Origin of the sequence: Kitasatospora sp. NPDC127121 (genome assembly GCF_042677305.1) — a bacterium.
GTDB lineage: Bacteria > Actinomycetota > Actinomycetes > Streptomycetales > Streptomycetaceae > Kitasatospora.
Genome location: NZ_JBHXTQ010000056.1, coordinates 1 through 20,076, shown reverse-complemented (window position 1 = coordinate 20,076; position 20,076 = coordinate 1). Strand labels below are relative to the sequence as shown.

14 protein-coding genes and 1 tRNA gene are annotated in these 20,076 nt (G+C 73.2%); 6 read left to right on the top strand and 9 right to left on the bottom strand.

Annotation, left to right across the window (positions count from 1 at the left end):
* Nucleotides 1-587 precede the first annotated feature (587 nt).
* Nucleotides 588-1,331, bottom strand: a complete 744-nt coding sequence (locus tag ACFVHI_RS25075; protein WP_380342883.1) for a GPP34 family phosphoprotein — start codon at nucleotides 1,329-1,331, stop codon at nucleotides 588-590.
* Between the two features lie 298 nt (nucleotides 1,332-1,629).
* Here ACFVHI_RS25075 and ACFVHI_RS25070 point away from each other — a divergent pair, with 298 nt between their 5' ends.
* A complete protein-coding gene (locus ACFVHI_RS25070; RefSeq protein ID WP_380342881.1) occupies nucleotides 1,630-3,894 on the top strand; it encodes a hypothetical protein in 2,265 nt (754 codons plus the stop codon).
* A 168-nt stretch (nucleotides 3,895-4,062) separates the two neighbouring features.
* On the opposite strand, the gene ACFVHI_RS25065 is transcribed toward ACFVHI_RS25070, so the two are convergent.
* A complete protein-coding gene (locus ACFVHI_RS25065) occupies nucleotides 4,063-5,595 on the bottom strand; it encodes a glycosyltransferase family 39 protein (protein WP_380342878.1) in 1,533 nt (510 codons plus the stop codon).
* Nucleotides 5,596-5,760: 165 nt separating this feature from the next.
* Here ACFVHI_RS25065 and ACFVHI_RS25060 point away from each other — a divergent pair.
* Together ACFVHI_RS25060 and ACFVHI_RS25055 are read left to right on the top strand one after the other, a co-directional pair.
* Nucleotides 5,761-5,836: transfer RNA gene (locus ACFVHI_RS25060), tRNA-Arg, on the top strand.
* Between the two features lie 243 nt (nucleotides 5,837-6,079).
* Complete coding sequence (locus ACFVHI_RS25055; RefSeq protein ID WP_380342876.1) at nucleotides 6,080-8,563, top strand: ABC transporter permease; 2,484 nt, start codon at nucleotides 6,080-6,082, stop codon at nucleotides 8,561-8,563.
* A gap of 76 nt (nucleotides 8,564-8,639) precedes the next feature.
* On the opposite strand, the gene ACFVHI_RS25050 is transcribed toward ACFVHI_RS25055, so the two are convergent.
* Together ACFVHI_RS25050 and ACFVHI_RS25045 are read right to left on the bottom strand one after the other, a co-directional pair.
* Complete coding sequence (locus ACFVHI_RS25050) at nucleotides 8,640-9,512, bottom strand: carbon-nitrogen hydrolase family protein (protein WP_380342873.1); 873 nt, start codon at nucleotides 9,510-9,512, stop codon at nucleotides 8,640-8,642.
* 94 nt (nucleotides 9,513-9,606) lie between these two features.
* Nucleotides 9,607-10,419: a phosphatase PAP2 family protein gene (locus tag ACFVHI_RS25045; protein ID WP_063348090.1), complete on the bottom strand. Its 813-nt coding sequence runs from the start codon at nucleotides 10,417-10,419 to the stop codon at nucleotides 9,607-9,609.
* 465 nt (nucleotides 10,420-10,884) lie between these two features.
* On the opposite strand from ACFVHI_RS25045, the gene ACFVHI_RS25040 reads away from it, so the two are divergent.
* Both ACFVHI_RS25040 and ACFVHI_RS25035 read left to right on the top strand, forming a co-directional pair.
* Complete coding sequence (locus tag ACFVHI_RS25040) at nucleotides 10,885-11,856, top strand: sigma-70 family RNA polymerase sigma factor (protein WP_063348089.1); 972 nt, start codon at nucleotides 10,885-10,887, stop codon at nucleotides 11,854-11,856.
* 140 nt (nucleotides 11,857-11,996) lie between these two features.
* Entirely contained in the window at nucleotides 11,997-12,236 is a 240-nt protein-coding gene (locus ACFVHI_RS25035) for a hypothetical protein (protein WP_063348088.1), read from the top strand.
* Nucleotides 12,237-12,246: 10 nt separating this feature from the next.
* Here the strand turns inward: ACFVHI_RS25035 and mscL are convergent, their stop codons facing one another.
* From mscL to ACFVHI_RS25010, 5 genes are all read right to left on the bottom strand, one after another.
* Nucleotides 12,247-12,666, bottom strand: a complete 420-nt coding sequence (mscL, locus tag ACFVHI_RS25030; RefSeq protein WP_063348087.1) for a large conductance mechanosensitive channel protein MscL — start codon at nucleotides 12,664-12,666, stop codon at nucleotides 12,247-12,249.
* Nucleotides 12,667-12,696: 30 nt separating this feature from the next.
* Nucleotides 12,697-12,960: a hypothetical protein gene (locus tag ACFVHI_RS25025; protein WP_380342868.1), complete on the bottom strand. Its 264-nt coding sequence runs from the start codon at nucleotides 12,958-12,960 to the stop codon at nucleotides 12,697-12,699.
* A gap of 298 nt (nucleotides 12,961-13,258) precedes the next feature.
* Nucleotides 13,259-13,591, bottom strand: coding sequence for an FmdB family zinc ribbon protein (locus ACFVHI_RS25020; protein WP_079135672.1), 333 nt, complete (start codon nucleotides 13,589-13,591; stop codon nucleotides 13,259-13,261).
* Between the two features lie 193 nt (nucleotides 13,592-13,784).
* Nucleotides 13,785-15,176 carry an MFS transporter gene (locus ACFVHI_RS25015; RefSeq protein WP_380342865.1) on the bottom strand — a complete coding sequence of 464 codons (1,392 nt, stop codon included), beginning with the start codon at nucleotides 15,174-15,176 and terminating at the stop codon, nucleotides 13,785-13,787.
* Nucleotides 15,177-15,504: 328 nt separating this feature from the next.
* Nucleotides 15,505-16,989 (bottom strand): potassium/proton antiporter, encoded by a 1,485-nt coding sequence (locus ACFVHI_RS25010; protein ID WP_063348085.1) that lies wholly within the window; start codon nucleotides 16,987-16,989, stop codon nucleotides 15,505-15,507.
* A gap of 311 nt (nucleotides 16,990-17,300) precedes the next feature.
* On the opposite strand from ACFVHI_RS25010, the gene ACFVHI_RS25005 reads away from it, so the two are divergent.
* On the top strand, nucleotides 17,301-20,012 hold the full coding sequence (locus ACFVHI_RS25005; protein WP_380342862.1) for a penicillin acylase family protein: 2,712 nt from the start codon (nucleotides 17,301-17,303) through the stop codon (nucleotides 20,010-20,012).
* Nucleotides 20,013-20,076: the final 64 nt, after the last annotated feature.

The following is a 20,076-nucleotide window of genomic DNA, read 5'->3' as shown; positions in this document are numbered from 1 at the left end:
GTGATCGTTGGATCGGCAGCCCTCGGAACACTTCGGACATTGGGACCAACCCCCCTGACTTGGAGCAGCATGTCACCTTGGGCCACGTCGGCGTCAGGGAATCACAGCAGCGCAGTAGAACAGATCGTCGGAAAAGCACTTCTGTGAGACGGCGAGGGCCTTCGAGTGGTAATGCGGCTCAGCGGCTCGAACCGGTACGGGCTAAGGATGTGCTCCCCGGCGGCGCAGGTGCCAGTGGCACGTGCGAAGGCAGGACCGCCGGGCTCCCCGGACGGGCCTCGGAGGGCCTTCGGGGACGGCAGAGGGGCGGTCGCCGGGCGACTTCCGTCGCGGGGCGACCGCCCCTCCGTGCTCCTGGTGGTGCGGGTGCTGCTTCGGTGGTGCGTCGGGTCCTTCAGCGCCGTTGCTCAGCGCCGTCGGGCGGCGTGAACGGGGCGGCGCGCGCCGTCGGGGGTGCCGCCGGGCCCGCCGTGCCCCGTCGTGCCGTCGTGCCCGCTGTCACGGGCCGTACGGGCGGTGCGGGCCGCACGTGCCGCGCAGGCCGTACGGCGATCGGTGCGGCGTCCCGCGCGCCCGGGCGGTCCCGGTCAGCGGACGCCGACCCGTGAGGCGGTGACCCGACCGGAGCCCCGGCCGGCCGCGCGGGCGCCGGAACGCCCGGCGCCGGTCCCGGCCCCGGAACCCTGGGAAGAACGGTTCTGCTGCGCCGGCAGGCCGTTCTGCACGTCCATCACGGCGTGCGCGACCATCCCGCCCAGCGGGTCGTACCGGATCAGGTCGCGCAGCCGCGACCGCGAGGACCGGCCCTCGTTGCCCGGATACAGGTGCTTGCCCAGGCCCACGGAATGGGCCAGGGCCGCCAGTGCGGCCGTCCGCGGGTCCGGCGGCACGCCGGTGCGGATGGCGGTGTCCAGCCGCTGTTTGATCGCGGCGTTGGTGCAGTCGTCCGACGCCTGATAACGGGTCGTCGGCAGCACCCCGCACACCTGGCCCGGCACGGCCGTGACCATGCCGCAGCGCTCCAGGTGCGCCAGGTAGGTCTGCCGCAGCCCCAGCCGGGGCCCGCCGATCCAGTGCGCCGCGCGGACCGGACTGCCGCGTCGGCGCAGCAGTTCCAGTGCGTGGTCCAAGGTCGGGTCGCCGGTCGGCCGTGCGAGCACGACAGCGATCCGGTCTCCCTCCGGTACGATCCGTCCGGCCAGGGACAGCTCGACGAGCTGGGCCCCGGCGAGTCCGAGGTCGAGGGTCTGCGGCTGCGCCGTGGTACCCGTGGTCGGGTCCAAAGCGAGCAGCAAGAGTTCCTCGGGAACAGTTCTGCGGCTCTTGCCCATCCAAGCCTCCCCGCGTGGATGAGAGACAGGGTGACGCCTCTCACACGGGCTTGTCGAGTACGCCTCCGAATCGTGACCTTGCGGTGGAGGCGGGGAACCAGGGGCCGCGGGCCCGGCGTCTGACCGGTGAACAGACCGCAGTACGCCCGTGCGACGGCAATAAGCGCCGGTCGGGCGGGGTGTGCGCAGCCGGATCGGCCGGCGGTGGCGGAGACTGTACAGGTACACGGGGCGGGGCGTCGGCTTCCCGAAATCGGGTCTGCCGGTGCCCCGCCGGGCGTTGAGGAGGCTGGGATACGTGGGCGAGTCCCCCGACAGGGTGCTGAGGGACGGCGAGCGGGCGCAGGAGCGCGAACGCGAGCGGACCGGGACGGCCGCCGGCGCGGGCCCGGACCCGGACGGTGCTCCGGACGGCAACCCGAACGGCACCCGGGAGGCCGGGACCGGCCCCGGCGACGCGCCGGCGGCGGGGGCCAAGCGCGGCTCGACCGTACAGCTCCGTGTCCGGGATGTGGACAGCAAGACCACGATGCTGCGGCTGCCGGTGGACAGTGCGACCACCGCGCTGCGGCTGCCCGAGGAGCTGACCAAGCCCGCCGATGGCGGAAGTTCCGAGGTTGAGGCCGAGGAGGCGGAGGCTGCGACGGCCGCCGACGGCGAGGAGAAGGCGGCCGGGCGGCCGACCGGAACCGACCCGCGTCTCACGATGCGGACGGCTGCGGCGGGCGTGGGAGCCGTGGCGGGGAGTGCGGAGAAGGCCGCGGAGAAGGCCGCGGAGAAGGCCGCGGAGAAGGCCGCGGAGAAGGACGCGGAGAAGGGGGCGGGGGAGGCCGGCGAGAAGGCCGCCTCCGAGGGCGACACGCCCGAGGCCGCCGCGCCCGCCGAGGCCGCCACGCCCGCCGCGCCCGAGAGCGACGAACCCGACGAGGCGGCAGCCGAGCCGGCCAAGCCCGAGGCGCCGGAGGACCCCAGGCTTCCGCGCGCCGCCATGGCCTCCGCCTCCGCGTCCGGCACCGTGCCGGAGCCCCCGGCACCGACCCCGGTGCCCGAGCCCTCCCCGCTCCCGGAGCCGGTGCCCGAGCCGCACCCGGCGCCCAAGCCCCTCCCCGAACCCGAGCCGCAGCCCGGTCCGGAGCCGCTGCCTAAGCCGGCCCCCGCCCCCGTGCCCGGCCCCACCCCGGCCCCCGAGCCGCTGCCCACCCCCGACCCGCGGCCGGTGCCGCCCGTCCCGCCGCTGCCGAAGCCCGAGCCGCTGCCCCTCCCGGAGCCGCCGCCCGCGCCGGAGAACACCGCCGAGGCGATGGAGGTCCTGGCGACCCTCAACGCGCGCCCGGTCTCGCCGCTGCGCCGCGCGCTCAAGCGGATCACCATCTGGACGGCCTTCCTCGCCGTGGTGCTCGGTGCGGCGGTGGTGGCCCAGCTGCTGCGCCCGCTGCCGGACGCCAAGGTGCGGATGTCCGCCGCGGGCAGCTTCAGCTTCGCCGGCGACCCGCTCGACCTCGCCTGGCCGGCCAAGGGCCAGTCCGCCGCCGAGGTGGTCGGCGTCGGCAGCCTCGGCAGCTCCGGGCAGGAGACGCCGTCCGCGATCGCCAGCGTCACCAAGGTGATGAACGCCTACCTGATCCTGCAGAAGTTCCCGCTGAAGAAGGGGGAGAGCGGCCCGAAGATCACCGTGGACAAGCAGGCCGCGCAGGAGTCCGGCAACGTCGACGAGTCCCGGGTCACCCTCACCGAGGGCCAGGTGCTCACCGAGTACCAGGCGCTGGAACTGCTGATGCTGCCCTCGGCCAACAACGTGGCCCGGTTGCTCGCCCGCTTCCACTCCGGCTCCGAGGAAGCGTTCGTCAAGCTGATGAACGAGACGTCGGCCAAGTTCGGCATGACCAACACCACCTACGCCGACCCGGCGGGCTTCCTCGCGGACACCAAGTCCACCGCCAAGGACCAGCTGAAGCTGGCCGAGCAGGTCATGCAGGACGAGATCTTCCGGCAGATCGTCTCCACCCCGGAGACCAGCCTCAACAACGTGAAGATCTCCAACACCAACAACCTGATCAACCCGAAGACCGGGGTCATCGGCGTCAAGACCGGCTCCAGCACCCCGGCCGGCGGCTGCCTGATGTGGGCCGCCTACAAGGAGATCGGCGGTGTGAAGCGGCTGATCATCGGCGTCACCCTGGGCCAGCAGGCCACCTCGCCCAACCCCGGCGACGGCATCCTGCCGACCGTGCTCAAGGTCAGCGGCAAGCAGATCCAGGCCGCGCAGGGCGGCCTGACGGGCCAGACCGTGGTGAAGAAGGGCGACGTCGTCGGCACCGTGGACGACGGCCTCGGCGGCAAGGTCCAGGTCGTCGCGACCAAGGACCTCGTGGTGGCCGGCTTCCCGGGCATCACCGGCACGGTCACCCTGGACGCGGCCAAGCTCGGCCACACCGCGAAGGCCGGCCAGGAGGTCGGCCTGCTGCGGGTGGGCGCGGGCGACGACAAGACGGAGGTCCCGGTGGCCCTCCAGTCCGACCTGAACCCGCCGTCCATCCAGTCCCGGCTGATGCGCACGCTCTGAGACCGCGACGACGGAGGGGGAGCCGGTTCGCCCGGCTTCCCCTCCGTCGTGTTCCCGTGTGTTCCGGGTGATGCTCGTCAGCCGTCGCGTGTTCCAGGGCCGTCCCGTCAGTCGCCGCGCGCTCCGGGTGGGTGCTCGTCAGCCGCCCCGCGCTCCGGGTCCCGCTCGTCAGTTGTCGCGGTCGAGCAGCGCGACCGTGAACCCGCCGAGCGGCGTGACCTGGTCGGGCGCCCCGTACTGCGTGCGGAGAGCCTGCGCCTGGTCCTCCGGCATGGTGGTCAGCGGGTCCTCGGTGTCCCCGAGGACCAGCAGCCAGATCCGCGCCGCCTGCCCCAGGCAGGCCTCCGGCTGCGGGCACGGCGTCGGCGACAGCTCCTCCGCGTCGTCGGCGCTCTGCGCGACGAACACCGGGTACGGGTGGACGTCCGACGGCAGGTAGTAGCTGACGCCCGGCCACACCATCGCCCAGGCCTGGTTGCCCAGCGGGGCCGCCATCCCGTCCCCGGACCGGTAGCCCGCGGCGATCACCCCGGCCGCCGCCCGGAACGGCTCCTCCGACCCGTTGTGCGAGCCCACGTAGCGCACTGCGGGCTGCTTCGGCAGGGCGGCCACGGCCGGGACGGCGAGCAGTCCCAGCGCCAGCAGTCCCACCGCCGCCCTGGCCGGTCCCGGAGCACGGAAACGTTTCGCCCAGGCCGCCGCGACGCCGTACACCGCGCCGACCCCGCCCCCGGCCAGCACCGCCCACGCGGGCACCGTGAACAGCAGGTACCGCTCGATGAAGTACGAGGTGCCGCCCTGCGACACCACCCACACGCCCACCACCGGCAGCCCCGCGAGCAGCAGCGCCTGCCCGGCCTGCACCCGCCGGCCCGGCAGCAGCAGCACCGGCAGCGCCAGCAGGACGAAGGCGTAGAACACCGTGTGCGAGCCGAAAAGGTGCTGGCCGAAGTGCACCAGGCCCCCGAGGTTCGGCTTCTCGATCCAGCCCAGCTGCCGGTCCGACTGCCGGCTGCCCAGCAGCACCACCGGCAGCACCGGCACCGCCGCCACCCCCACCGCCACCGGGTACTGCCACAGCAGCCGCCGCTCCGCCGCCCCGCGCGTGCGCCACAGGTGCAGCAGCACCAGCGCGGCCTGCCCGGCCACCGTGCTGAACGAGATCAGATGCCCGGCGCCGGCCACCGCCATCGCCGCGCAGTACGGCGCCCACCGCCGCCACGTCGGCCGCTCCAGCGCCCGCACCAGGAACCAGGTGGCCGCCGTGATCGCGAAGGTCACCAGCGCGTACGCGCGCGCCTCCTGCGCGTACCGCGACACCTCCGGCGGCACCGCGAACAGCAGCCCCGCACCGACCGCCGCCACCCGGTTGCCGAACAGCCGCTCGGCGGTCAGCGCCACGAACGCGGCCGCCCCCGCCATCGCCAGCACGGAGGGTATTCGCAGCGCCACAACGGAGTCGCCGAACACCGCCGTCCAGCCGTGCATCAGCAGGTAGTACGCCCCGTTGCTGGCGTCCACGTGCTGGAGCAGCCGGAGCAGGTCGCCCAACGACCGGGTGGCCACCGTCCAGGTCGCCATCTCGTCCCGCCACAGCTCCGGCGTCCCCAGCCGGTACCCGCCCACCGCCAGCATCACCACCGCGGGCCACACCCACACCTGCCCCAGCAGTCGCACCACCGGGTGCCCAGCAGGTCTCATCGGGTCCTTCGTCTCCTTCGCATGGCGTGGCAAGGCGGTCGAACACTTTTCCGGCAGGCTACTTGACCCGCCCTGACCCCTCGTCGGCACCCGCACCCCCAACCGCCACACCCACCCCACCCCCGATCCGGTAGGCTGTGGACGGCCTTGTCGCAGACGGGCCCCGCCTCAGTAGCTCAGGGGATAGAGCACGGCTCTCCTAAAGCCGGTGTCGCAGGTTCGAATCCTGCCTGGGGCACCAGAGACGCGTGTGTCGCCGTAGGCCCCCCGCCCACCAGGGCGGGGGGCCTACGGCGTTTCCGGGGCCGGGCCGGGTCGGGGGCGGCGTACCTCTCGGGGAGGAGGGGGCGCGGTCGGCCGTCCGTCCTCGGAGTGATCATCGAGGAGACCTCGTGCTGACGGGCCGGGGCGGGTGCGGACCCTAGGCTCGGTGAGGCCCCTGCCAGTGCGTCGTGCCTGGTCAGGGCGGACGAGCCGGGGAGCGATGACGACGTACCGATACACCGTGGCCGAGCTGCGCGGGCAACTGCGGCAGCTGCTCCTGAGCGGGGCCGCGATCGCGCTGGGGGTGGCCTTCCTGATCGCCTCGGTCAGCGGCAGCGGGGCGCTGGTGGACTCCTTCAGCCAGACCGCGGCCGCCGAGGTCGGGCCCGGCGACGTGCAGGTGACCAGGACCGCCGCCGGCGGTGGGCTGGACGCCGCCGCCGAGCGGGCCCGGCGGACGGCCGGGGTGGCCGGGGTGGCGCCGCGACTGGTCGGCAAGGGATCGGTGCTGACGGCCGACGGGCGCCCGCTCGACCAGACCGCCGCGGTCAGCGCGGTCGCCGACGACCCGGCGCTGCGCTGGCAGTTGCTCACCGGCGGCCACTGGCCGGCCGGGCCCGGCGAGGTGCTGCTCGACGCCGACACCGCGCACCGGCTCGACGCCGCCCCCGGGGCCGAGGTGCGGCTGGCCCGGGCCGACGGCTCCGCCGCCACCGCCCGGCTGGCGGGCGTCCTGGACGGCCGGGGCGCGCCCAGCCTCGCCGGGCGCCCGATCGTCGGCGTCCCGGCCGGTGCGGTCGCCCAGTACGCGACCGGCGTCACCACCGCCCAGCTGGACGTCCGGGTCCGGCCGGACGCCTCGCGGGCCCGGACCGTCGAGGCGCTGCGCGCCGTCCTCGGCGACGGCGTCGAGGTGCGCACCCGAGACGCCTCCGTCACCGAGGCGACCCGGCAGAGCCGGACCCTCTACGGGGTGGTGCTGATCGCCGCGCTCTCCTTCGTGCTGATCGCGCTCGCGGTGGCGCGGATGGTGGTCGGCAACACCTTCACGGTGGTGCTGGCCCAGCGGACCCGCCAACTCGCCCTGCTGCGCTGCGTGGGCGCCGACCGGCGGCAGCTGCGCCGGCTGATCCGCCGCCAGGGGCTGCTGCTCGGGACGGGAGCCTCGGCGGCGGGCGTGCTGCTGGGGGTCGGCCTGTGCGCGGCGGGGACGGTGGTCGTCGGCACGCTCGACCTCGGCCCGGTGCACCTCTCGCTGGCGCCGGCCCCGCTGACCTGCGCGCTGGCCGGGCTGTTCGGCGTGCTGCTCACCCTGCTGGCCGTCCGCGGCCCGGCGAAGGCCGCGGCGGCGGTGCCGCCGGTGGCCGCGCTCGGCGGCACGCACGGGCCGGTCGGCGGGGCGGCCAAGGCCCGGGCGGCGGTGTGGACGGCGGTGCTGCTGTGCGCGGGGACGGCGCTGCTGGTGGCCGGCGCGGTGGCCCCGCCGCCGCTGTCGCTGCTCGCGGTCACCGTCGGCGCGATCGTCAGCTTCTTCGGCGTGCTGCGGCTCGCCGACCGGCTGCTGCCCGCCGTCGTCGGCGTGCTGGGCGGCCCGGCCCGGCGGCTCGGTGGGACGGCCGGGCGGCTCGCCACCCAGCAGCTGCGGCTCAACCCGGGCCGCACCGGGGCGACCGGCTCGGCGCTGCTGCTCGGCGTGACCGTGATGGTCGGCGCGGTCACCGCGCTGGAGATCACCTCCAACTCCCTGGTGCCGGCGGTGTCCGCGCGCCAGCCCGGGGTCTTCTCGGCGGTCGTCACTGGGGGCGGCGCGCTGCCCGCCGGGACGGTCACCGCGCTCGGTGCGCAGCGCGGGCTCGCCGTCACGCCGGTCCGCTCGGCCACCGTCGAACTCGACGGCCGGCCCACCCTGGTCGCGGCCGCCGACCTGGCCCGGCTCAACCCCTCGGCGGACGGCGTCGACCAGGCCGGGGCGCTCGCCGACGGCGCCGCGCTGAGCGGTCTCGGCGGCGGCGGGGTGCGCCGGGTCGGGGGCCCGGCGGGCGGGCCCGGCACCGACCTGCGGGTCGAACCCGGACGCAGCAGCCTGCCGCTCACCCTGCAGACCGGTGCGACGCTGCTGGTGACCCCCGCGACCCTGGACCGGCTCGCCCCCGGCGCGGCCGTCACCACGGTCTGGATCAGCCCGGGCGCGGGCGAGGACCGGTCGACCGCCCGCCGGGCGCTGGACCGGGCGCTCGCCGACCACCCGGAGGTGGCCGTCACCGACACCGGCGCGCAGGCGGAGACGCTGCGGTTGCTGCTGGACCGGATGACGACCGTCAGCATGACCCTGCTGTCCTTCTCGGTCGCCATCGCCGGGCTCGGCGTCGCGGCTACTCTGATGCTCAGCGTCAGCGAACGCGCCCGCGAGATCGGCATGCTGCGCGCCATCGGGATGTCCCGGCGGCAGCTGCGCCGGATGCTCACCCTGGAGGCGGTGCTGCTGTCGCTGGCCGGGGCGTTGGTCGGCACCGGACTGGGCGTCGGCTACGGCTGGGCGGCCGCGCGTTCGCTCACCTCCACGGTGGGGACGGTCGGCGGCCCGCCGGTGGTGCTGGTGCTGGCCGCACTCGGGCTGACCGTCCTGACCGGGCTCGCCGCCGCCGTCCTGCCAGCCCGTCGGGTCGGCCGGATGACCGTGGTGGACGCGATGCGGACCGCCTGACCGGCCAGCGCACTCGGCTCGGAGCGGCCGGGCCACCCCGCCTGCCCGGAGCGGCCGGGCACGGAGGTCGACCGGCTCAGACCAGGGCAAAGAGCGCGCGCGGGGCGGCCGGGCGGGCGTTGGCGGCGGCCAGGTCGGCGAGCATGGTCTCGCTCTCCCGGGCGGCGCGCAGGACGGCCGGGTCGAGGTCGACGACGACGAGTTCGCGCCGGTCCTCGCCCGCCTCGGCGAGCAGCCGGCCGTCCGGGGCCCACACCGCGCTGCCACCGCAGGTGTGCCAACCGCCGGTGTGGCCGATGTGGTTGGCGAGCACCGTGTAGAGGGTGTTGTCGAGCGCGCGGGCGGGGAACCAGGTGCGGGACTCGTGGTGGCCGTGGCCGACGCTGAACAGCGCGCCGACCAGGTAGGCGTGGCAGCCGTCGAGTGCGGCGGCGCGGGCGTGCTCGGGGAAACCCGAGTCGTAGCAGACGCCGAGGCCGAGCCGCCAGCCGTCCAGCTCCAGGGTGCAACCGGCAGCCCCGGGACGGTAGTAGTCGCGTTCGGCCTTGAACAGGTGCTGCTTGTCGTAGCGGGTGACGAGGCCGCCGTCCGGGCCGAGGACGAAGGCGGAGACCCGCAGCTCGTCGCCCACCTGCGCGGCGGCGCCGACGATCGCGGCGGTGCCGGTCTCGCGGCAGGCCTCGGCGATCGGCGCGAGGCGCGGATCGCCGGGCTGGACGGCGCACTTGAGCGGGTCGGTGCGGATCAGCTCGGGCTCGTAGCCGGAGAGGAACTTCTCGGCGAACAGCACCAGGCGGGCGCCGGCCGCGGCGGCCTCGCGGACCAACTCGGCGGCCTGGGCGGCGTTGGCGGGTATGTCGCCGGCCACGGCCTGGGCCTGGACGGTGGCGATCCGCAGTGGGCGCTCGGGGTGACGGAGGGCGGTGGTGGGGGCCGGGTCGGGAGACATGGCCGTCACGCTAGCGGACGGCTTCGGGCAGCCCCGGGCGGCCCTGTACCGGCCCTGGGCGGCCCCGGACGACCGTACGCGGATGCCGGTGGTCTCAGTGGACGGCCTCGTCCGGGTGGTCGGTGGCGGCGTCGCCCAGTGGATCGGTGCCGCGCGGCGACCGGACCGACGGCACGGTGATCCGCTGGACCCTCGGCCGGGTACGCCAGTTGACCCGCCGTACGTCGCGGGCCAGCGCGCCCGGTCGCCAGAGTTCGACGACGGCGGTCACGGCGCCCAGCACGAACCCGGCGGCCAGCCAGCCGGCGACCACGTCGCTCGGCCAGTGGACCCCGAGGGCGATCCTGGTCCAGCCGATGGTCAGTACCGTCGCCGCCGCCACCGCGCAGGCGGCGATCCGTCCGCGTCGACGGACCCGGTACCAGACCAGGCCGACCAGCACCGCGCAGGTGATCGCTGAGGCCATGGCGTGCCCGGAGGGGAAGGCCGGGCCGCCGGCGTGCGAGACCGGGTCGGTGAAGGAGGGGCGTTGGCGGCCGACGGCCAGCTTCAGCGCCCACTGGCCGCCCCAGCCGACCAGGGTCTGGGCGGCCACCCAGCCGGCCAGGACCCGGGCGCCGATCAGCCACAGCCAGACGGCCGCGATGCCGAGCAGGGTGCGCATCGTGACCGTGCCGCCGATGTCGGAGAGCGTCTGCACCGAGGCGGTCCAGATCCGGTGCTGCCGGGCGAAGGTGTGCAGTTCGCCGATCCAGCTCTGGTCGAGCTGTTCCAGCGGATGCCAGTGCCGGGTCACCAGGGCGGCCAGGAGGCCGAACAGCGCGGCACAGACCACCGCGAGCGCCGAATCCCGCAAGAGGCGGCGGTGACGCGCAGTGACGGTGGTCGAGCTGTTGGTCAGGTGCATGGCTGACACCTTCCCAGTGTCCCGGGCCGATCAGGACCACGGGTGATAGCGATTCGGCATCGTTTGTGGGGAGAACCTGCGTACGCCGGGGGCGGGCGCCAGTGGAAGGCGGGGATGGAAGGCGGGGATGGAAGGCGGGGGTGCGCGGGAACGCGCGTGCCCGTTCGCGGGTTTCACCCTGTATGGCGGCCGGCGGGGCGGCGGGCGCGTGTGCGGGGCGTGACGGAAGTGCTCAAAAGCAGTCGCGAAAACGACACCGAAGGTGCTCGACCGGTCACCTAGTGTCCATAGCCGGGGTGAAAACCGGCAGCATACTGCATCACGGGGAAGAATCTGAGTAACTTGGGAATGTTGTCCGGATTCTGTTCGTTGGATCGTTACGTGTGAGCCCCGCGGGGCCCGCATTTCTTGCCCTCTCGGGGGGCAGGCAGGCAGACCTCGGCAATTCCAGCAAAGGGAGCAAGCATGGCCACCCGTGCCGTCGTTCGCGACAGGGCCGACCGGACTCGCGCGGCCCGCCCGACCAACCTTGAGGCCGACCGCGACCTGGTCGGTATGTACCTCGACGAGATCGCCAGGACACCCCTGCTCGATGCCGCCGAGGAGGTCGAGCTCTCACTGCGGATCGAGGCCGGCGTGTACGCCCAGCACCTGCTGGAGCAGGGCGTGTTCCCCGACGGCGTGAAGCGCGAGGAACTGGAGGCGATAGCCGAGGACGCCGAGCGCGCCAAGGACGTCTTCATCCGTTCGAACCTCCGGCTCGTGGTGGCGGTCGCCCGCCGGTACCCGCGCAGCGGCCTTCCGCTGCTGGACCTCATCCAGGAGGGCAACGCCGGCCTGGTGCGCGCCGTCGAGAAGTTCGACTACGCCAAGGGTTTCAAGTTCTCCACCTATGCCACCTGGTGGATCCGGCAGGCGATCACCCGGTCGATCGCCGACCAGTCCCGCACCATCCGGCTGCCCGTGCACCTGGTCGAGGAGCTGGGGCGGATCCGGCGGGTGCAGCGGGAGAAGTCCAAGGAGCTGGGCCGGGAGGCCGAGCCGGCCGAGATCGCGGCCGAGCTGGACACCACCGAGGCCCGGATCAAGGACGTGCTGGACTGGGCCCGCGACCCGGTCAGCCTCAACATGGCGGTCGACGACGAGGGCGAGACCCAGTTCGGCGACCTGGTCGAGGACACCGGGGCGACGTCCCCCGAGGACGCCGTGATGGTCATGCTCCGCCGCGAGGAGCTGGACGGCCTGATCGGGCGGCTGGACGACCGCACGGCCTCGATCATCCGCTCCCGCTACGGGATGGAGGACGGCCGCGAGCGCACCCTCACCGAGGTGGGCAAGCAGCACGGCCTCACCCGCGAGCGGATCCGCCAGATCGAGAAGCACGCGCTGGCCGAGCTGAAGAAGATCGCCGACCACGCGGGCTTCGAGGCCGCCTGAGAACCCGAGCAACTGCCTGCGGCTCCATCCCCGCCCCGGGCCCTGGTGCGGAGCACTCCGCACCAGGGCCCGGGGTGTTCCGCGGGGCTCTTAGGCTGGAGGGACAGGACGATCCGGACGGCAGTCGACGGGAAGCGGAAGTGAGCAGGGTGAGCGAGCAGGGGCAGGGGCAGGCGCGGGAGCAGGGACAGGGGGAGCAGCAGGGACGGGAGGAGCGGCCGGCGGCGCCGAAGGCCCGGCTGGTCTTCCGGGACCCGCTGGACCAGCAGTCCCGGGACGACACCGACACCGGCTGGGGTGAGCGCCCCGGGGCGGGGGAGAGCGGTGGGCGGGGGCTGGACTGGTACCTGAGCCAGCGCCCGCCGCACCACGGGGACTGAGGCGCGGCGCTCAGCGCTGCGGGGCGACCAGCGCGTCGCGGATCTCGGTGAGCAGTTGGACCTCCTTGGCCTCGGCCTCCGCCAGCGTCTCGGCGGTGCTCTTCCGCCTGGCGGCCAGCCTGTTCATGGGCACGATCAGGACGAAGTAGACGACGGCCGCCGTGATCAGGAACTGCAGCAGGGCGCTGAGCACCGATCCCCACAGGATGAGGATCCCGGACGTGACCTCGCCGGTGGCGTTCAGCTCGCAGGGCCCCTTGAGGCAGGAGCTGTAGGACGCCAGGTCCTTCGTTCCGAAGACGCCGACGATCGGATTGATGACGCCCTTGACGAAGGCGTTGACGATGTTGGTGAAGGCCGCGCCGATGACGACGGCGACGGCGAGTTCGACGACGTTTCCACGCAGCAGGAATTCCTTGAAGCCTTTCATGCCGCCGTGAACGACGAAGTCGTTGCCCGGTTACGGGTGATCTTCCGTTGGTCCGGATTGACAACCCGTCCGGCCCACCGGGCCGCCCGGCGGCGACGGCAGCCCGGCCCGTGCGGGCCCGACCGCGAGCGCCGCGGCCACCGCGAGCAGCACCAGCGCGGGCACCCCGGCCCGGCGCCGTACGGCGTGCCGCCAGCGGTGCCACCCGCCGGCCCCGCGCCGGATCGGCGGGAAGCACGGCACCTCCCGCCGGGGCGGTACGGCGGGTGCGGGCAGCGGTACGGAGAGGCTCATCGTCGTCATGGTCACCACCGAGGTCGTGGGGGGCCGCCCCTGTGCGGGCCGGTCGTTCTCCGGCGACCCCTACGATGTGCGCCGCGCCCCGCCCCGGAAAGCCGTTATCCGCAGCCTGTGGACAACTCGGGCCCTGTGGATGAATTCGTACACCCGCACGAGTGCATCCGGCCCGCCGGGGCTGACGAACCGGGGCGGCGAGTGGTGACAGCGAGCAGGGACGACGAAGGCCCGCCGCCCCGCGGAGAACGCGGGGTGGCGGGCCTTGTCGATGCGCTGTGTGCGTCCGGCGCCGAGCTCAGCTCGCGGCCGGAGCCGGGCTGGAGGAGCTGGAAGAGCTCGAAGAACCGGAGGACGAGGACGTCGACGACGTCGAGGACGACGCCGGGGTCGAGCCGGACGACGCCGCCGAGGAGCTACCGGAGGAGCCTGCGCCCACCGTGCTGCTGGAGGACGAGCGGCTGTCGGTGCGGTAGAAGCCCGAGCCCTTGAACACGACGCCCACGGCCGAGAAGACCTTGCGGAGCCGTCCCTGGCAGTCGGGGCACGTGGTCAGCGCCTCGTCGGTGAACTTCTGCACCGCCTCCAGGCCGTTGCCGCACTCGGTGCACTGGTACTGGTACGTGGGCACTTGTCTTCCTCCTGGCACTCTCGCCTGATGAGTGCTAACGATGGTCAATGATGCGGCATTCCGCTGAATCAGTCCAGCGACTCCGATGTGAGATGAGCCGTGGCCGAGCCGCGCACACTTCTCCACCGCGGATCCGCGCGGCTTCCACCGCGCGCCGCCCACGGCTTCGCGCGGTGCGCCACCGCGTGCCCGCTCAGCCCTTGGCCGCGCCCACCAGCTGCGCCGCGGCGCCGAGCTCCGGTGCGGCCGCGACGACCTGACCAGGCCCGCTCGGCGCGGTCAGCAGGTGCCGCAGCGACACCAGCGCGATCAGGCCCAGGCCGGCGCCGGCCACCGGCACCAGGAACCCGCTGGACGGCCCGTGGCCGTCGATCAGCTGCCCGGCGATCATCTGGCCGACCGCCAGGCCGAGGCCGATGGCGCCGGTCAGCCAGGTGAACGCCTCGGTCTTGGCGCCGTCCGCGACGAGGGTCTCGACCAGGGTGTAGCCGCTGATCAGGGTCGGCGCGATGGCCAGGCCGCAGACCAGTCCGGCGGCGGCGAGCGCGACCAGGTTGGGCATCGCCCACAGCGTGGAGCAGCCCAGCACCAGCAGGGCGTAGCTCATGACCATCCGTTGCTGCACGGACCGCCGCCAGGCGATCACGCCGTACAGCACGCCGGCCACCATCGAGCCGCCGGCGAAGATCCCGTACACGGTGCCGGCGGCGCCGTGCTGCCCGACCGAGTCGGCGAAGGCGTTCACCGAGACCTGCATGCCGCCGAACACGGCGCCCACCCCGAGGAAGGCCCCGGCCAGCAGCCGGACGCCGGGGGAGGCGAGCGCGGAGGCGCGTCGCACGCCGGGCTGGGGCAGCGCCCGGGCGGGCGCGGTGCGCCGCTGGGCGGCGAAGGCCAGGCCGCCGACGAGGGTCAGCGTGGCCTCGGCGATCAGCCCGGCCGAGGGGCTGACCGTGGTGGCGACGGCGGTGGCCAGGATCGGGCCGATCACGAAGGTGAACTCGTCCGTCACGGACTCGAAGGCGAACGCGGTGCCCACCTTGGCCGCGGACGAGGCGGACGCGCCGTCCGCGGTGAACTCGGCGATCCAGCGGGCCCGGACCATGGCGCCGATCTGCGGAACGCTCGCGCCGGCCGGGACGGCGGCCAGGAACAGGCTCCAGGCCGGTGCGTGGCCGAGCGCCAGCGCGATCAGCGCGCCGACCGAGGCGGCGTGCACCACGACGGTCGGGACGAGGACGGCGGTCTGGCCGTACCGGTCGGCGAGCCGGCCGGTCTGCGGGCCGATCAGGGCCTGGGCGACGGCGGCGACGGCCGCGACGGTGCTCGCGGTGCCGTACGAGCCGTGGGTGTCCTTGACGAGCAGCAGGATGCCCATGCTGAGCATCGCGTACGGCAGCCGCGCGAGGAACGCCGGTGCCAGGAACGTCCAGGCGCCGGGCGTGCGCAGCAGTGCGCCGTACCCGACCCGCACGGGGGCGGGGGTGTCGACGGCACCGGCGGTGCCGTCGGCGGGGGTGGCGTTGGCGGTGTCACGCGGGGTCGCGGTGTCCGCGGGGTCGTCGACCGTTCGGCGGGCCGTCACGGTCGGTCCTTCCTGCTGCCTGGTAGCGCGGCAGGGCATGGGGTGGCCCCGACGGCGCCGAGAGTCGTCCTCTCGCGCGTCGACCGGGGTAGATACCGGGCCGGACCGGCGTGGTGGCCGAGGTCCGGACCGCGGCCGCCGAACGGTCGCGCCAACTCTGCTTCAGGCAGATGCTGGGTGTGATCTGACCATCATACATATACGCGCGTAGATGTCGCGCGAATCCCCAGACTACAAGGCACGTCCAAAATTGTCCTGCCCATCGAAGGTGAACAGCGGGTGAGGCCTTCCGGTCTTCCGGTCACCACCCGCCGCCCACCCGCCGGGCTCACCGCCCGTGCAGCCACCCCGCGAGCTTGCCGCCCTTGTCCACGGCCCGCAGCCGCCGCTCGGCCGCCTCGCCGACCTCGTCGGTGGTGACCACCAGCAGTTCGTCCCCGCCGCGCAGCACCGTCGCCTTGTCCGGCACGAAGGAGCTGCCCTCCCGCACCACCAGGGTGACGGCGGCCCCCTTGGGCAGCCGCAGCTCGCTGACCTCCACGCCGGACATCCGGGAGCCGGGGGAGAGCGTGACCGACAGCAGGTGCCCGTGCAGCTTCTCCAGCGGGGCGGACTCGATGTCGAGGTCCTGGCCCATCGAGCCCTCGCCGATCCGCAGCTGCTTGGCCACCCAGGGCAGGGTCGGGCCCTGGAGCAGGGTGAAGACGACGACCAGGATGAAGACGATGTTGAAGACGTCCTGGGCCTTCGGCGCGCCCGACACCAGCGGGATGGTCGCCAGCACGATGGGCACCGCCCCGCGCAGTCCGGCCCAGCTGAGCAGCGCCTGTTCCCGGCCCGGCACCTTGAACGGGGTCAGCGTCAGCACCACGGACAGCGGCCGGGCCAGGAAGACCAGCACGCCGCCGATCACCAGCGCGGGGACCACCGCGGAGCCCATGGTCTCGGGCGTGCAGAGCAGGCCGAGCAGCACGAACATGCCGATCTGCCCGATCCAGGCCAGGCCGTCGGCGAAGCCCCGGACGGCCGGGCCGTGCGGCAGCTTGGCGTTGCCGAGGATCACCGCGCAGATGTAGACGGCGAGGAAGCCGGAGCCGTGCAGCAGCGCGCCGCCCGCGTAGGCGAGCACGGTCAGCGCCATCACGGCGATCGGGTACAGGCCGGAGGAGGGCAGCGCGACGTGCTTGATCCCGTACGCGCCGAGCTTGCCGACCGCGAAGCCGACCGCCGCGCCGATCGCCAGCTCGGCGATGATCGTGCCGACCAGGACGTACCAGGAGTCCAGCTCGCCGGTGGTGGCGAAGGCGACGACCAGGATGACCACGGGCGCGTCGTTGAAGCCGGACTCGGCCTCCAGCAGGCCGGTGAGCCGGTGCGGCAGCGGGACCATGCGCAGGACGGAGAAGACGGCGGCGGCGTCGGTGGAGGAGACGATCGCGCCGAGCAGCATCGAGGTCCGCCAGTCCAGGCCGACCAGCCAGTGCGCGCCGGCCGCGGTGACGAACACGCTGACCCCGACGCCGACGGTGGCGAGCACGGTGGCGGCCGGCATCACGGGTCTGACCTCGCGCCAGCTGGTCTTGAGGCCGCCCTCGGCGAGGATCACCACGAGCGCCGCGTAGCCGAGCACCTGGGTCAGCTCGGCGTTGTTGAAGGAGACGCCGATGCCGTTCTGGCCCAGGGCGACGCCGATCCCGAGGTAGATCAGCAGGCTCGGTAGCCCTGAGCGGGTGGATATCCGCACGGCGACCACCGCGACCAGCAGGATCACGGAGAACTCGAGGAGGAGCTGGTTCAGGTGGTCGATGTTCACGCAGTGGCACCTCGTGCAGGCAGGGGCGGGCGGGGTGTCTGGTGGTGCTGGAGGGTGCGACCCGTTAAGAAGGCGTCAATGCTCCTGTTGCGGATCGTTACTCAGTCTAACATTTTGCCATATCTTTAGTTTCTTTTCCTCCCCGGGCCCCCGACCGCCGCCTCCAGGCCTCCTCGTTGACCTCCCCCGATCCCACGGTGAGCGTCCCCCGTGCACGCCGCTCGGCCGACTCGGCCTAATGTGGTGCCCTGTCACGGCCCCCGGCCCTGGACACGCCCGCCCGCCCCGAAGTCAGGACCGCAAGGACCCAGATGCCCCGCTCGAAGAAGTTCCGGCGCGCCCGTCTGATCGTGATCGTGCTGGTCGTGCTGCTGGTGGCCGGCGTCGGCTACGGCGGCTACCGCGGGGTCACCGCGGTCCGCGCGTCCTTCCCGGAGGTCGACGGCACCGTCAAGGTGGCGGGCATGAGCGCGCCGGTCGACGTCAAGCGGGACGCCAACGGCATCCCGCAGCTCTACGCCGACACCAACGAGGACCTCTTCCGCGCCCAGGGCTACGTCCAGGCGCAGGACCGCTTCTGGGAGATGGACGTCCGGCGGCACATCACCGCCGGTCGGCTGTCCGAGATGTTCGGCGACGGCCAGGTCGACACCGACGCCTTCATCCGCACCATGGGCTGGCGGCAGGTGGCGCAGAAGGAGTTCGACACCAAGCTGTCGGCCGACACCAAGAAGAACCTCCAGGCCTACGCGGACGGCGTGAACGCCTGGCTCGGCGAGCACCCCGGCGGCGAGAAGGCCTCGCTGGAGTACGCCCTGCTCGGCGCCGTCAACGGCGACTACCAGCCCGAGCAGTGGAGCCCGGTCGACTCGGTGGCCTGGCTCAAGGCGATGGCCTGGAACCTCTCCGGGAACCTCCAGGAGGAGATCGACCGCTCGCTGCTGGCCCAGGACTTCGGTCCGGACAAGATCGCCGAGCTGTACCCCGACTACCCGTACACCCGCAACGGCACGATCGTGAAGACCGGCACGGTGGCCGGCGACAACTACCGCCCCGCCGACGGCTCGCCCCCGTCCGGCGGCGGCACCGCCACCACCCAGGGCGCGGCCACCACCAAGGCGCTGCTCCAGGGCCTCACCGACCGGATCGACGGCATGCCGCAGCTGCTCGGCCGCCCCGGCCAGGGCATCGGCTCCAACTCCTGGGTCGTCGCCGGCACCCACACCACCACCGGCAAGCCGCTGCTGGCCAACGACCCGCACCTCGGCCCCGGCCTGCCCTCGGTCTGGTACCAGATGGGCCTGCACTGCCGCACCAGCTCGCCGGCCTGCCAGTACGACGTCTCCGGCTTCAGCTTCGCCGGCATGCCCGGCGTGATAATCGGCCACAACAAGGACGTCGCCTGGGGCTTCACCAACCTCGGCGCCGACGTGACCGACCTCTACCTGGAGAAGGTCACCGGCCCGGACACCTACCAGGTCGACGGCAAGGACGTGAAGTTCGACCTCCGCAAGGAGACCATCAAGGTCGCCGGCGGCGAGGACCGCACGATCACCGTCCGCACCACCCAGACCGGCGCCCCGCTCATCTCCGACCAGAGCACCGAGCAGCAGAACGTCGGCAAGTACGCCCCCAACGGCAGCGCCGCCCCCGACCGCGGCACCGGCGGCTACGGCGTCGCCCTGCAGTGGACGGCGCTGAACCCCGGCAAGACCATGGACGCGGTGTTCGAGCTGGACCGGGCCCGCAACTGGGACGAGTTCCGGGCCGCCGCCAAGGACTTCGCCGTCCCCGCGCAGAACCTGGTCTACGCCGACGCCAAGCACATCGGCTACCAGGCCCCCGGCGACATCCCGATCCGCGGCAAGGGCGACGGCAGCTACCCGGCCCCGGGCTGGGACTCCACGTACCAGTGGAAGGGCTCGATCCCCTTCACCGCCCTGCCGTACAGCCTGGACCCGTCCGCGGGCTACATCGTCACCGCCAACCAGGCCGTGGTGGACCCGAGCTACAAGTACTCGCTCACCAAGGACTGGGAGTACGGCACCCGGGCCAAGGAGATCACCGACCAGATCGAGGGCCTGCTCAAGAACAACGGCAAGATCTCGCCGGACGACATGCAGACCATGCAGCTGGACAACACCAGCATCATGGCCAAGACGCTCGTCCCGCTGCTGCTCAAGCAGCAGATCGACGACCCGTACGTGCGCGAGGCCCAGGACCTGCTGAAGGACTGGAACTACCACCAGGACGCCGACTCGGCCGCCGCCGCCTACTACAACGGCGTCTGGCGCCAGCTGCTCAGCCTCGCCTTCGGCCAGAAGTTCCCGGCCGACCTGCGGGCCAAGGGCAACTGCCTGCTGGTCCGCCAGCAGGACGACCCGACCAGGCCGGACAGCTCCAGCAAGATCGTCACCGAGTGCGGCACCCGCGACCCGGGCAAGGCCCAGCCGGACGGCGGTGACCGCTGGACCGAGGTGGTCCGGCAGCAGCTGGACAAGCCGGACAGCTCCTGGTGGACGTACATCGACTCCCAGCACAAGGAGCAGAAGGGCCTGGACAACCTGCTCAAGGAGGCGATGAAGGACGCCCGGCAGGACCTCACCTCGCTGCTCAGCAAGGACATCTCCACCTGGAGCTGGGGCCGCCTGCACAAGCTGACCCTGCGCGAGCAGACCCTCGGCACGGACGATTCCTCGATCGCCTCCGGCGTGATCCACCGGCTGCTCAACCGCGGCCCGTACCGGCTCTCCGGCGGCTCCGCGGCCGTCGACGCGGCCGGCTGGAACGCGGCGGCCGGCTACCAGGTGGACTGGATCCCGTCGATGCGGATGGTGATCGACCTGAGCGACCTCGACTCCTCGCGCTGGATCAACGTCGGCGGCGCCTCCGGCCACGCCTTCCACGACAACTACAACGACCAGACCGACCTCTGGCTCAAGGGCAAGCTGCTGACCTGGGCCTACACGCCGGACGCGGTCGAGAAGGCCACCAAGCACAAGCTGGTGCTCACCAACGGCTGACCCCGCACGAACCCGCACGACCCGCACGACCCCGGCGGCCCCGCTCCCTCCCCGGAGCGGGGCC

Coding starts and splice junctions, on each gene's coding strand:
- mscL (WP_063348087.1), bottom strand. CDS start 12,666: ATGAAAGGCTTCAAGGAATTCCTGCTGCGTGGAAACGTCGTCGAACTC.
- ACFVHI_RS25055 (WP_380342876.1), top strand. CDS start 6,080: ATGACGACGTACCGATACACCGTGGCCGAGCTGCGCGGGCAACTGCGG.
- ACFVHI_RS25075 (WP_380342883.1), bottom strand. CDS start 1,331: ATGGGCAAGAGCCGCAGAACTGTTCCCGAGGAACTCTTGCTGCTCGCT.
- ACFVHI_RS25040 (WP_063348089.1), top strand. CDS start 10,885: ATGGCCACCCGTGCCGTCGTTCGCGACAGGGCCGACCGGACTCGCGCG.
- ACFVHI_RS25065 (WP_380342878.1), bottom strand. CDS start 5,595: ATGAGACCTGCTGGGCACCCGGTGGTGCGACTGCTGGGGCAGGTGTGG.
- ACFVHI_RS25050 (WP_380342873.1), bottom strand. CDS start 9,512: ATGTCTCCCGACCCGGCCCCCACCACCGCCCTCCGTCACCCCGAGCGC.
- ACFVHI_RS25005 (WP_380342862.1), top strand. CDS start 17,301: ATGCCCCGCTCGAAGAAGTTCCGGCGCGCCCGTCTGATCGTGATCGTG.
- ACFVHI_RS25045 (WP_063348090.1), bottom strand. CDS start 10,419: ATGCACCTGACCAACAGCTCGACCACCGTCACTGCGCGTCACCGCCGC.
- ACFVHI_RS25025 (WP_380342868.1), bottom strand. CDS start 12,960: ATGAGCCTCTCCGTACCGCTGCCCGCACCCGCCGTACCGCCCCGGCGG.